11 protein-coding genes and 1 riboswitch are annotated in these 11,518 nt (G+C 54.0%); of the genes, 8 read left to right on the top strand and 3 right to left on the bottom strand.

All coding sequences use genetic code 11. The annotated features are described in order from the left end of the window. Positions 1 to 39 precede the first annotated feature (39 nt). The 3 genes from argH (at position 40) to FKM52_RS17780 (ending at position 2,430) form a co-directional block, all read left to right on the top strand. Positions 40 to 1,413: an argininosuccinate lyase gene (gene argH, locus FKM52_RS17790; RefSeq protein WP_141177500.1), complete on the top strand. Its 1,374-nt coding sequence runs from the start codon at positions 40 to 42 to the stop codon at positions 1,411 to 1,413. Between the two features lie 306 nt (positions 1,414 to 1,719). Then, positions 1,720 to 2,046 carry a hypothetical protein gene (locus tag FKM52_RS17785; protein ID WP_141177499.1) on the top strand — a complete coding sequence of 109 codons (327 nt, stop codon included), beginning with the start codon at positions 1,720 to 1,722 and terminating at the stop codon, positions 2,044 to 2,046. A 42-nt stretch (positions 2,047 to 2,088) separates the two neighbouring features. Beyond that, complete coding sequence (locus tag FKM52_RS17780; RefSeq protein WP_141177498.1) at positions 2,089 to 2,430, top strand: Blp family class II bacteriocin; 342 nt, start codon at positions 2,089 to 2,091, stop codon at positions 2,428 to 2,430. A 254-nt stretch (positions 2,431 to 2,684) separates the two neighbouring features. Here FKM52_RS17780 and FKM52_RS17775 read toward each other — a convergent pair whose 3' ends face one another. Beyond that, positions 2,685 to 3,419, bottom strand: a complete 735-nt coding sequence (locus FKM52_RS17775) for a redoxin family protein (protein ID WP_141177497.1) — start codon at positions 3,417 to 3,419, stop codon at positions 2,685 to 2,687. Between the two features lie 138 nt (positions 3,420 to 3,557). Between FKM52_RS17775 and oxyR the strand changes: the two genes are divergently transcribed. Beyond that, complete coding sequence (gene oxyR / locus FKM52_RS17770; RefSeq protein WP_141177496.1) at positions 3,558 to 4,475, top strand: DNA-binding transcriptional regulator OxyR; 918 nt, start codon at positions 3,558 to 3,560, stop codon at positions 4,473 to 4,475. Here oxyR and sthA read toward each other — a convergent pair. Beyond that, positions 4,458 to 5,858, bottom strand: a complete 1,401-nt coding sequence (gene sthA / locus FKM52_RS17765; protein WP_141177495.1) for a Si-specific NAD(P)(+) transhydrogenase — start codon at positions 5,856 to 5,858, stop codon at positions 4,458 to 4,460. The genes oxyR and sthA overlap by 18 nt on opposite strands. A 194-nt stretch (positions 5,859 to 6,052) precedes the next feature. Here sthA and fabR point away from each other — a divergent pair, with 194 nt between their 5' ends. Further along, positions 6,053 to 6,694, top strand: coding sequence for an HTH-type transcriptional repressor FabR (gene fabR / locus FKM52_RS17760; RefSeq protein ID WP_141177603.1), 642 nt, complete (start codon positions 6,053 to 6,055; stop codon positions 6,692 to 6,694). 20 nt (positions 6,695 to 6,714) lie between these two features. Next, positions 6,715 to 7,062 (top strand): YijD family membrane protein, encoded by a 348-nt coding sequence (locus tag FKM52_RS17755; protein WP_141177494.1) that lies wholly within the window; start codon positions 6,715 to 6,717, stop codon positions 7,060 to 7,062. A 92-nt stretch (positions 7,063 to 7,154) separates the two neighbouring features. Here FKM52_RS17755 and trmA read toward each other — a convergent pair whose 3' ends face one another. Then, the gene (trmA, locus tag FKM52_RS17750) at positions 7,155 to 8,255 is read right to left on the bottom strand and encodes a tRNA (uridine(54)-C5)-methyltransferase TrmA (RefSeq protein WP_141177493.1); all 1,101 of its coding nucleotides are present in this window, start codon (positions 8,253 to 8,255) and stop codon (positions 7,155 to 7,157) included. Between the two features lie 122 nt (positions 8,256 to 8,377). Beyond that, positions 8,378 to 8,558, top strand: a riboswitch (cobalamin riboswitch). 68 nt (positions 8,559 to 8,626) lie between these two features. Between trmA and btuB the strand changes: the two genes are divergently transcribed. Beyond that, positions 8,627 to 10,504, top strand: coding sequence for a TonB-dependent vitamin B12 receptor BtuB (btuB, locus tag FKM52_RS17745; protein ID WP_141177492.1), 1,878 nt, complete (start codon positions 8,627 to 8,629; stop codon positions 10,502 to 10,504). Beyond that, a complete protein-coding gene (gene murI / locus FKM52_RS17740; protein WP_141177491.1) occupies positions 10,449 to 11,300 on the top strand; it encodes a glutamate racemase in 852 nt (283 codons plus the stop codon). The genes btuB and murI overlap by 56 nt, the downstream gene beginning before the upstream one ends. Positions 11,301 to 11,518 lie beyond the last annotated feature (218 nt).

The raw sequence follows: 11,518 nt of genomic DNA, 5'->3' as shown, positions 1-11,518 counted from the left end.
GGCGCAGCCGGTGCGCAACAGATTTCAGGAGCATTTAACATGGCATTATGGGGTGGACGCTTTACACAGGCGGCCGATGGACGCTTCAAGCAGTTTAACGATTCGCTGCGTTTTGACTACCGTCTGGCGGAACAGGATATTATTGGCTCCGTCGCCTGGTCTAAAGCGCTGGTAACCGTTAACGTTTTAACTTCAGAAGAGCAGCAGCAGCTGGAAACCGCGCTGGGAGCGCTGCTGGAAGAAGTACGCGCAAATCCGCAGCAGATCCTGCAAAGCGATGCTGAAGATATCCATAGCTGGGTGGAAGGCAAGCTGATCGATAAGGTCGGCGCGCTGGGTAAAAAGCTTCATACCGGACGCAGCCGCAACGATCAGGTCGCTACCGATCTGAAACTGTGGTGCAAAGAGCAGGTGCTGCAGCTGTTAAGCGCGGTGCGCGAACTGCAGCAGGCGCTGGTGGCGACGGCGGAGGCGAATCAGGATGCGGTAATGCCGGGTTATACTCATCTGCAGCGCGCTCAACCGGTCACCTTTGCCCACTGGTGTCTGGCCTATGTTGAAATGCTGGCGCGGGATGAAAGCCGTTTGCAGGATACGCTAAAGCGCCTTGACGTTAGCCCGCTGGGCTGCGGCGCGCTGGCCGGCACCGCCTATGAGATCGATCGCGAGCAGCTGGCCGGCTGGCTCGGTTTTGCTTCAGCCACGCGTAATAGTCTGGATAGCGTTTCCGATCGCGATCATGCGCTGGAACTGCTTTCCGATGCGGCTATCGGCATGGTGCACCTGTCGCGTTTTGCCGAAGATCTCATCTTCTTTAATACCGGCGAAGCTAACTTTGTCGAACTATCCGATCGTGTCACATCCGGCTCTTCATTGATGCCGCAGAAAAAGAATCCGGACGCGCTGGAACTGATTCGCGGCAAATGCGGGCGCGTGCAGGGCGCGCTGACCGCTATGATGATGACGCTGAAAGGGCTGCCGCTGGCCTATAACAAGGATATGCAGGAAGATAAAGAGGGGCTGTTCGATGCGCTCGATACCTGGCTTGACTGCCTGCATATGTCGGCGCTGGTGTTGAATGGTCTGCAGGTGAAGCGTCCGCGTTGCCAGGAGGCGGCGGAGCAGGGCTATGCTAACGCGACGGAGCTGGCCGATTATCTGGTTGCTAAAGGCATTCCTTTCCGGGAGGCCCATCATATCGTCGGCGAGGCTGTGGTTGCGGCGATTGCTCAGGGCGTCGCGCTGGAAGCCCTGACGCTGACGCAGCTGAAGCAGTTTAGCCCGGTTATCGAACAGGATGTGTATTCAATTCTTTCACTACAGTCCTGCCTGGATAAACGTAATGCGCAGGGCGGCGTAGCGCCGCAGCAGGTGCAAAAAGCCATTCTGCATGCGCGGCAGCGGCTTAATTAAATCCCGCCAATAACCAGAAAGGAGAATGAATAAATTCTCCTTTTCCATATTAATTCCTTATTTTCATTACAGTAAGATATTGCTGCGCGGCGCCAGAATTAACCGCATGTTTTTAATCATCTTATTACTTCTTAAAATAATCATTCGCCATCTGATAATTTGTTAAAACTTATCTTTTATTTAGAATGGAATTTTAAAATGGATTTTTTTCGATGTTAATATTTAGGCATTCTTCTATTCTTTTTGTCCTGTTTATCAAAACAGCAACCTGATTAACAATAATTAATTAAATAACGAGAGGGAAATATGAGACAACTTTCTTTTGAGGAAATAACTATCGTTGCTGGTGGTGAGGGCGATGGTTTTTTTGACTTTCTCGCGGATCGCCTGCATACCGCTGCGCTTGGCGGCTTTGCTGCTGCTGTAACCGGGGCCGCTATTGGCTGGGTTCATGGCGGTAAAAATACGGGTTATTTAGGCTTAAGCCTTATCGGTCATCCCGTCGGCGCCATTACCGGAGCTATTATCGGCGCCATCGGCGGCGTTATCGGCGGTTTACTGGTTTCCTATGAGTTTTGTTATAACATGGCAATGAAAGCTTTCGAATCGATCAGGAATGGTCAAATCGAGTAAGAGAGTTGAAGTTTGGACTAACGTTGTTTAAAGGGAATTATCATGCGTGAATTGAACCATAATGAATTAGTAAGCGTGTCCGGCGGCTATGGCGCGAATATGCTGGCCAATATCGGCGAATTTGCCATCTGCGCGGTCGGCGGAGCTGTGGTCGGCGCCTGGACGCTGGCGATATGGGGCGACTGGGGCGGCGCGTCCCGCTATGATTTAATCGGCATCGGCGGCGGCATTACCGGATTCCTTGGCGCGCTGGCCGGCGCGGCCGTGGGTATCGTTCTCGGCGCCATTAAGGGAACCGCCATGGGTTATGAAAGAGGCCTGGCATATGCGGAAGAGCTGATGCTTAATATGATCCACGGCAAGCCAGGAAATCTGCGGCCTTAATCAGAGTAATTGTTAACGACAACATCAGATTTGCTAATGTTTAACAGGTTATTTGCTCTCTTTCCAATGACGAAAAGCAAAAAACCGGTTAATTATTTAGCTGCTGTCACTCATCATACTTTATGCCTGACAGTCTCCGGTGTAGCTTACGAAAGTAATAAAAAAGGCGGGCATTCTTGCCCGCCAACCTCTGACTTCAGATTTATTTTTATAGGCACATCTGAAAACCGGCTTGAGAGCCGGCCTCCGGATTCTCAGGCAGCCTGAAAGAATTTTTCCAGATCGTCGCTTCCGCCAATATGACGTCCGCCGATAAATACCTGCGGCACGGTCGCCCTTCCGGTCATGGCGCGCAGGCTGACGGTAGTGGCATCCTGTCCCAGCACAATTTCTTCATATTGAATGCCGCGATCGAGCAGCATCTGTTTCGCTTTGGTACAGAACGGGCAGCCTGGCTTAGTAAACAGCGAGACCGATTCCTGCACTTTAAATTCCGGCGCCAGATAGCGCAGCATCGTATCAGCGTCAGAAACTTCAAACGGGTCGCCAGGTTTGTTCGGCTCTACAAACATTTTTTCGATAACGCCGTCGCGAACCAGCATTGAGTAACGCCAGGAGCGCGGGCCAAAGCCGAGATCCGCTTTCTCAACCAGCATGTTCATGCCGCGGGTAAAATCGCCGTTGCCGTCCGGAATGAAGGTGATATTTTCTGCATGCTGATCCGCTTTCCACGCATTCATCACAAAGGTATCGTTAACGGAAACGCACAGGATGGCGTCAACGCCATGACTGGCGAATACGCCTGACAGCTCGTTATAACGCGGCAGATGGCTGGAAGAGCAGGTTGGGGTAAACGCGCCCGGCAGCGAAAATACGATAACGGTTTTGCCCTTAAACAGCTCGTCAGTTGTTACATCAACCCAGCTGTCGCCCTGGCGCGTATGGAAAGTAACCTGTGGGACGCTTTTGCCTTCCTGACTTGCAAACATAAGAATCAGCACCTCTTAATTAACGTTGCGGTTCATATTTATCTTCTGCTGTGCATTATTCTTATCCAGGCTTGATAGGGCTAATCGTTCATTGCTATTCTATCCATTGCCACGGGCTATCGTGGCTCGGAGGATAAAATGAATATTCGTGATCTTGAATACCTGGTTTCCCTCGCAGAACATCGCCATTTTCGGCGCGCGGCCGATGCCTGCCATGTCAGCCAGCCGACGCTGAGCGGGCAGATCCGTAAGCTGGAGGATGAGCTGGGCGTTATGCTGCTGGAGCGCACCAGCCGTAAAGTGCTGTTTACACAGGCGGGTTTACTGCTGGTCGATCAGGCGCGCACCGTACTGCGTGAGGTTAAAGTGCTGAAGGAGATGGCCAGCCAGCAGGGCGAGGCGATGTCTGGTCCGCTGCATATCGGTTTGATTCCGACCGTAGGGCCCTATCTGTTGCCGCATATTATTCCGATGCTGCATCAAAGCTTTCCCAGGCTGGAGATGTATCTGCACGAGGCGCAAACGCAGCAGCTGCTAAGCCAGCTGGATAGCGGCAAGCTTGACTGCGCTATTCTGGCGCTGGTTAAAGAGAGCGCGGCCTTTATTGAGGTTCCGCTGTTTGATGAACCGATGAAGCTGGCGATCTGGCAGGATCATCCGTGGAAGGATCGCGATCGCGTGCCGATGTCCGATCTGGCGGGCGAGAAGTTATTGATGCTGGAAGATGGACACTGCCTGCGCGATCAGGCGATGGGCTTCTGCTTTCAGGCCGGCGCCGATGAAGACACTCACTTCCGCGCAACCAGTCTTGAAACGCTGCGTAACATGGTGGCGGCCGGAAGCGGCATTACGCTGCTGCCTGCGCTGGCGGTGCCGCCTGAGCGCACCCGCGACGGCATCAGCTATCTTTCCTGCTATAAGCCCGTGCCGCAGCGCACTATCGCGCTGGTTTACCGGCCGGGATCGCCTCTGCGCAGCCGCTATGAGCAGCTGGCTGAAGCGATTCGCAGCCATATGCAGGGCAAAATGGAAACCACGTTAAAACAGGCGGTTTAAGCCGTTCAGGGCGGCTACGCGATAGGCTTCCGCCATTGTGGGATAGTTGAAGGTGGTATTCACAAAATATTCGATCGTGTTGCCACCGTTTTTTTGCTCCATAATCGCCTGGCCGATATGAATAATTTCAGCTGCGCGCTCGCCGAAGCAGTGAATACCTAAAATCTCCTTCGTATCGCGATGGAACAGGATTTTCAGGCTGCCGACATTCATACCGACGATCTGCGCACGCGCCAGATGTTTAAATTGCGCGCGGCCCACTTCATAAGGCACTTTCATCGCCGTCAGCTGCTGTTCGGTTTTTCCTACGGAGCTGATTTCCGGGATGGTGTAGATGCCGGTGGGGATATCTTCAATCAGATGCGCCGTCGCTTCGCCTTTTATCACCGCCTGTGCGGCGATGCGCCCCTGATCGTAGGCGGCGGAGGCCAGGCTGGGATAGCCGATGACATCGCCTACGGCATAGATATGCGGCTGTGCGGTCTGGTACATACTGTTAACCTTAAGCAGCCCGCGCCCATCCGCTTCCAGCCCCACATTTTCCAGCGACAGCGAATCGGTGTTGCCCGTGCGTCCGTTGGCGTAAAGCAGGCAGTCCGCCTTAACTTTTTTGCCCGACTTAAGGTGCATGATCACCCCGTCGCTTACGCCCTCAATCTTCTCAAATTCTTCGTTGTGACGAATTACCACGCCGCTGTTCCAGAAGTGATAGGAGAGCGCATCGGACATCTCCTGATCGAGAAACGCCAGCAGGCGATCGCGCGTATTGATTAAATCCACCTTGACGTTCAGGCCGCGAAAGATCGAGGCATACTCGCAGCCGATTACGCCGGCGCCATAGATAATCACGTGTCCCGGTTCATGATGGAGATTAAGGATTGAGTCGGAATCATAGATGCGCGGATGGGTGAAATCGACATCCGCCGGATGATAGGGACGAGAACCGCAAGCGATCACAAATTTTTCCGCCGTCAGGCGATCGACCGAGCCGTCAGGATGCGTCAGGCCGATGGTGTTGGCGTCAAGAAAGCGGGCGTCGCCCTGAAACAGTTCGCAGTGGTTGCGCTCGTAAAAACCCTGGCGCATGCGCGTCTGCTGGCTAATAACGTTTTCCGTATGCGCCAGGATATCGGCGAAAGAGGAGCGAAGATGGCGGGTGTGATCGCTGTATAAAGGGTTTTGATTAAATTCGATAGTGCGGCTGACCGCATGTCGCAACGCTTTGGACGGTATCGTTCCCCAGTGTGTGCAGCCGCCGCCAATATTGTGATAGCGCTCAATCACGGCAATACGGGCGCCCTGTTTGACCAGGCCCATCGCGGCGCCTTCGCCGCCAGGGCCAGAGCCAATCACAATAACATCGTAATCGTAAGCATGTTGCATACCGGCACTTCCTTTATTTTATACACATTTTAGCAACGTGATTCTAACATCTCAGCGCTCACATCCCAATTCCTGCAGTGATTTTAGCCGCAATTTGCTAAAGCGTGAGGTTAACAGCCGTTCACAAACTTTGACGGACTGTACGCTGAGTTATTTGTTATAGTGGGCCTCCGGTAGGCTAACAGGCAGTAATGATGGGCGTCAGAGCACAGCAAAAAGAACGTACACGACGTTCACTTATTGAAGCGGCATTTAGTCAGCTAAGTGCCGAGCGCAGTTTTGCCAGCCTGAGTTTACGCGAAGTGGCGCGCGAAGCCGGTATTGCTCCAACCTCGTTTTATCGGCATTTTCGTGATGTGGATGAACTGGGGTTAACCATGGTGGATGAAAGCGGCCTGATGCTCAGGCAGCTTATGCGCCAGGCACGTCAGCGTATCGCCAAAGGCGGCAGCGTAATTAAAACCTCCGTCGCCACCTTTATGGAGTTTATTGAAAGCAATCCTAACGCCTTCCGCCTGCTGCTGCGCGAGCGTTCGGGCACCTCCGCTGCGTTTCGCGCCGCCGTGGCGCGTGAAATCCAGCATTTTATCGCCGAACTGGCCGATTATCTTGAGCTGGAAAACCGTATGCCGCGTAGTTTTACCGAAGCGCAGGCGGAGGCGATGGTGATTATTGTGTTCAATGCGGGCGCGGAAGCGCTGGATGTTGACGTGGAGCAGAGGCGCAGGCTGGAAGAACGGCTAGTGTTGCAGCTGCGTATGATCTCTAAAGGCGCCTACTACTGGTATCGCCGTGAACAAGAGCGGACAGCGGTCACGCTCGATAGTCCTGACTAACATATAAAAAAGGATAAGCTATGACAGATCAGAACCCTCGCGATAAAGGAACCCTGGTGCTGGCGTTTATTACCGGCCTCGCGATTAACGGTTCTTTTTCGGCCCTGTTTAATACTTTTGTGCCGTTCTCTATCTTTCCCGTTCTTGCGCTGGGCCTTGCTGCCTGGAGCCTGCATCAACGTTACCTCGATCGCGCGATGCCGGAAGGTATGCCTGCGCTGGCCGCCGCGTTTTTTCTGCTGGGCATTTTGCTTTACAGCGCGATTGTTCGCGCCGACCACCCTGAAATCGGCTCGAACTTTATCCCGACCGTTTTAATGGTGGCGCTGATCTTCTGGATTGGCAGCAAACTGCGTAAGAGAAGCTGATGCCGGGGCGCTATCCGCGCGATAGCGCCAGGCAGCCAACCTGCGGGAAGTTTCCGCTGTCGCCCTGCCGGGCAGACGCTTCCCGCCGGGTTTTAACGGCGCGTCAGCAGAACGCCGCACTCCATATGATGGGTATAAGGAAACTGATCGAACAGCGCCAGACGTTGTATAACATGGGTTTCCTTCAGCGTTTCCAGATTTTGACACAGCGTTTGCGGGTTACAGGAGATATAGAGGATCTGCGGATAGCCCTGCACCAGCTTCACCGTCTCTTCATCCAGCCCGCTACGCGGCGGATCGACGAAAATCGTTTCACACTGATAGCTCTGCAAATCGATACCCTGTAAGCGGTTAAAGGTGCGCACGCCGTTCATCGCCTGGGTAAATTCCTCGGCCGCCATGCGAATAATTTGCACATTATCGATCTGATTGGCCGCGATATTATACTGGGCGGCCGCGACCGAAGGCTTGGCGATTTCCGTTGCCAGCACGCGGCGGAAGTTACGCGCCAGCGCCAGCGAAAAGTTGCCGTTGCCGCAGTACAGCTCCAGCAGATCGCCCTGCGCGCCTTTAGTTACCTCCAGCGCCCACTCCAGCATCTGAATATTCACCGCTGCGTTGGGCTGAGTAAAACTGTTCTCGATCTGGCGATAGATCATGTCGCGCCCGGCGACCGGCAGCCGTTCATCGACATAGTCGCAATCGAGGCAGATTTTGGTTTTGGTGGCGCGCCCAATCAGCTGTACGTCAATGCCCTGCGCCCGTAGCTCGTCACGCAGCGCCTGCGCCGCCTGCCGCCACTGCTCATCAAGTTTGCGGTGATAAAGCAGTGAGATAACGACCTGGTTACTGAGCGTGGAGAGATAATCAATCTGGAAAAGCTTGCGGCGTAGCGCGTCATTGTCGCGGATCGCAGCGATCATCACTGGCATTAGCTGATTGATCAGCCGGCTGGCGGCCGGAAATTGATCGACGCGAATACGCTGGTGCGTCTGCTGATCGAACATGATGTGGTAAAGATCGTCGCCCTGGTGCCAGATGCGAAATTCAGCGCGCATACGATAGTAGCTGGCCGGCGAGCGAAATACCTCGACCTCCGGCGCAGAAAAGGCCGCCATCATCGTTTGCAGGCGCGTCACCTTTTCCGCGAGCTGGGCTTCATATTGTTCGACAGGCAGTTGTTCGGGCGTCATGGCTTTTCCTGATTGAATGGCAAACTTGCCGGGCGATTGTAGGGATTCACTGCGCGATGTCCAGCCTTCTCACGTTTACTGAGAAGGGCAACCTGGAAGTCTGGACTTCCAAAAAGCGCGCTTGTAGACTGCGCGAGCCGGTCTCCTGCTGAGTTAACAGGGAACCCAGTGCGATTCTGGGGCTGACGCGCAGCGGTAAGGAATGTCGTGGCGATAGCGCAAGCAGACACTGTCATTTGATGGGAAGTCATCGCCATATAATAGATTCCAAGCCCGAAGACCTGCCGGTAATACGTCGCACTCTACGGCTATCGCGTGCTATTGGCCGTACCACTGCGGCATCCTGCCCGATCTTTTGGATGCTTTGATAAATGATGATAATGAAAAAAACGCCGCTGGCATTGGCTATTGCGGCACTTTCCTGCTGGGTGCCGTTCGGCATCGCCGCCAGCGGTAATAATGATATCGTAGTAACAGCAAATCGTTTTGCTCAGCCGGTTTCCTCTGTACTGGTGCCCACTACCATCGTCACCCGCGATGATATCGAACGCTGGCAGGCGAAAAGCCTGGTGGATGTGATGCGCCGCCTGCCCGGCGTCAACTCAGCGGTTAACGGCGGCCTGGGGCAGCAAAGTTCGCTGTTTATTCGCGGCACCGAATCGGATCATGTGCTGATTTTGATTAACGGCGTGCGGCTTAATCAGGCGGGCATTAGCGGATCGTCCGATCTTAGCCAGATTCCGCTCTCGCTGGTGCAGCGCATCGAATATATCCGTGGCGCGCGTTCCGCCGTATACGGCTCAGACGCTATTGGCGGCGTGATCAATATTATTACCGGACGCGGGCAGCCCGGCAGCAGCTTAACGGCGGGCGTCGGCTCCCACGGCTATCAGACCTATGACGGCGCGACGCAGCAAAAGCTGGGCGAGGCGACGACGCTCACGCTGGCGGGAGACTACACCTATACCAAAGGGTTCGATGTCAGGGCGGGCTATCCTAACGCTTATGGCCCAGCCCAGCCCGATCGTGATGGCTTCATGAGTAAAACGCTGTATGGCTCGATTGAGCAGCAGTTTACCAATGAGCTTAGCGGCTTTATACGCGGCTATGGCTTCAGCAACCGCAGCGCCTACGATTCCGATTACCTTTATGACAGCAGCTATACCCAGGTAACAGGCATCAGGGATACGCGGCAGCTGTACAGCCGCAACTGGGATAGCGGGCTGCGTTTTCAGAACGATATCTATTCGACCCAGCTGATCGCCAGCTACAGCCGCACTAAAGATTATAATTACGATCCGCGTCTGGGCCGCTATAACGCTATCTCCACGCTGGACGATATCCAGCAATATAACCTGCAGTGGGGCAATACCCTGCGTGTGGCGCAGGGAGAAGTCAGCGCTGGCGTGGACTGGCAGAAACAAACCACGGAGCCGGGCACTAATTATCTGGCGCAGGGTTATCAACAACGCAATACAGGGCTCTACCTGACGGGGCAGCAGCAGTTCGGCAGCGTAACGCTGGAAGGAGCGGTGCGCGGTGATGATAACAACCAGTTCGGCTGGCATAGCACCTGGCAAAGCGCCGCTGCCTGGGAGTTTATCGAAGGCTACCGGCTTTTTGCCTCTTACGGCACCGCCTTTAAAGCGCCGAATCTGGGGCAGGTTTATTCACCGGGCTATGGCAATCCTGATCTCTCGCCGGAAAAAAGCAAACAGTGGGAAGGCGGCGTTGAAGGTTTAACTCATGCGGTTAACTGGCGCGTATCGGCGTATCGTAATGATATCGACAATATGATTAATACCGATGCCTCTTACCGTTATTACAATATTCAGCAGGTGCGGATTAAAGGTATTGAGGCAACGGCGCAGTTCGATACCGGGCCGCTAAGCCATCAGCTTTCCTGGGACTATAACGATCCGCGCGATACGCAAACTGACCAGGTTCTGGCGCGTCGTGCCAGGCAGCTGGTGAAATATCAACTGGACTGGACGCTGTCTGATTTCGACTGGTCATTAACCTGGCTCTACACCGGCTCGCGCTATGATACAGACTATAGCAGCACGCCGACGCGGCGCGTGAAGCTGGGCGGCATGAGCCTGTGGGATCTTGCGGTTGCTTATCCCGTCACCTCTCAGCTGACGGTTCGTGGTAGAATCGCCAACCTGTTCGATAAAGATTACGAGACAGCGTATGGCTTCGAAACCCCAGGCAGAGAGTTCTATCTCAGCGGAACTTACAGTTTCTAATCAGCGGCCCACCGTACTGGTATTTGATTCCGGTGTGGGTGGGCTTTCTGTCTATGATGAGGTTCGGCGGCTGTTGCCGGATCTCCATTATCTGTATGCCTTTGATAACGTTGCTTTTCCCTATGGGGAAAAATCGGAAGCGTTTATTGTCGAGCGCGTTGTAGCGATCGTGGAGGCGGTAACGCGTCGTTATCCTTTAGCAATGGTGATTGTCGCCTGCAATACGGCCAGCACCGTTTCTCTGCCTGCGCTGCGGGCGCGCTTTGATTTTCCTGTGGTTGGCGTGGTGCCCGCGATCAAACCTGCCGCCAGACTGACGCGCAACGGCGTGGTGGGATTGCTGGCGACGCGGGCGACGGTGCGCCGCTCTTATACCCACGATCTGATTGCTCAGTTTGCCAGTGAATGTAAGACTGAAATGCTGGGTTCGGGCGAGCTGGTGGAGCTGGCGGAGATGAAGCTGCACGGTCAGATGGTGTCGCTTGATGCGATTCGCCGTATCCTGCAGCCGTGGCTGCGTATGGCGGAACCGCCGGACACGGTGGTGTTGGGCTGTACTCATTTTCCTTTGCTGGCTGAAGAACTACAGCAGGTTTTGCCAGAGGGAACGCGTTTTATTGATTCGGCCGCCGCCATTGCCCGGCGTACCGTTTGGCTGCTGGAGCATGAGGCGCCTGATGCGCGCTCTTCCGATAACAACCTGGCCTTTTGTATGGAAATGACTGCGGAAGCTGTACAATTAACGCCCGTTTTGCAGCGTTATGGCTTCGAAAAGTTGGAAAAACTCGCGCTTTGATGAAAAAAGCGACATACGAATCTTTTTTTGCATTTAGTACTTGTCAGCCAAAAAGAACTCCCTATAATGCGCCTCCACTGACACGGCACAACGGCTTGTAAGCCGGCTTAGTCAGGAAGGGAAAAGAAAATAAAATCTTGACTCTTCAGCGGGAAAGCATAATATATGCAGCCCGCGCCGCAGTAGAATGTGGCGCTGCTCTTTAACAATTTATCAGA

Source organism: Mixta tenebrionis (assembly GCF_006517625.1).
In the GTDB taxonomy this organism is placed as follows: domain Bacteria; phylum Pseudomonadota; class Gammaproteobacteria; order Enterobacterales; family Enterobacteriaceae; genus Mixta; species Mixta tenebrionis.
Note: the sequence above shows the minus strand (reverse complement) of the source record. Positions and strands in the feature narration are given on the sequence as shown.

What these genes read in the sequence shown, in the direction of transcription:
- argH (WP_141177500.1), top strand. Translation starts at nt 40, where the DNA reads ATGGCATTATGGGGTGGACGCTTTACACAGGCGGCCGATGGACGCTTC.
- FKM52_RS17785 (WP_141177499.1), top strand. Translation starts at nt 1,720, where the DNA reads ATGAGACAACTTTCTTTTGAGGAAATAACTATCGTTGCTGGTGGTGAG.
- FKM52_RS17780 (WP_141177498.1), top strand. Translation starts at nt 2,089, where the DNA reads ATGCGTGAATTGAACCATAATGAATTAGTAAGCGTGTCCGGCGGCTAT.
- FKM52_RS17775 (WP_141177497.1), bottom strand. Translation starts at nt 3,419, where the DNA reads ATGTTTGCAAGTCAGGAAGGCAAAAGCGTCCCACAGGTTACTTTCCAT.
- oxyR (WP_141177496.1), top strand. Translation starts at nt 3,558, where the DNA reads ATGAATATTCGTGATCTTGAATACCTGGTTTCCCTCGCAGAACATCGC.
- sthA (WP_141177495.1), bottom strand. Translation starts at nt 5,858, where the DNA reads ATGCAACATGCTTACGATTACGATGTTATTGTGATTGGCTCTGGCCCT.
- fabR (WP_141177603.1), top strand. Translation starts at nt 6,053, where the DNA reads ATGGGCGTCAGAGCACAGCAAAAAGAACGTACACGACGTTCACTTATT.
- FKM52_RS17755 (WP_141177494.1), top strand. Translation starts at nt 6,715, where the DNA reads ATGACAGATCAGAACCCTCGCGATAAAGGAACCCTGGTGCTGGCGTTT.
- trmA (WP_141177493.1), bottom strand. Translation starts at nt 8,255, where the DNA reads ATGACGCCCGAACAACTGCCTGTCGAACAATATGAAGCCCAGCTCGCG.
- btuB (WP_141177492.1), top strand. Translation starts at nt 8,627, where the DNA reads ATGATGATAATGAAAAAAACGCCGCTGGCATTGGCTATTGCGGCACTT.
- murI (WP_141177491.1), top strand. Translation starts at nt 10,449, where the DNA reads ATGGCTTCGAAACCCCAGGCAGAGAGTTCTATCTCAGCGGAACTTACA.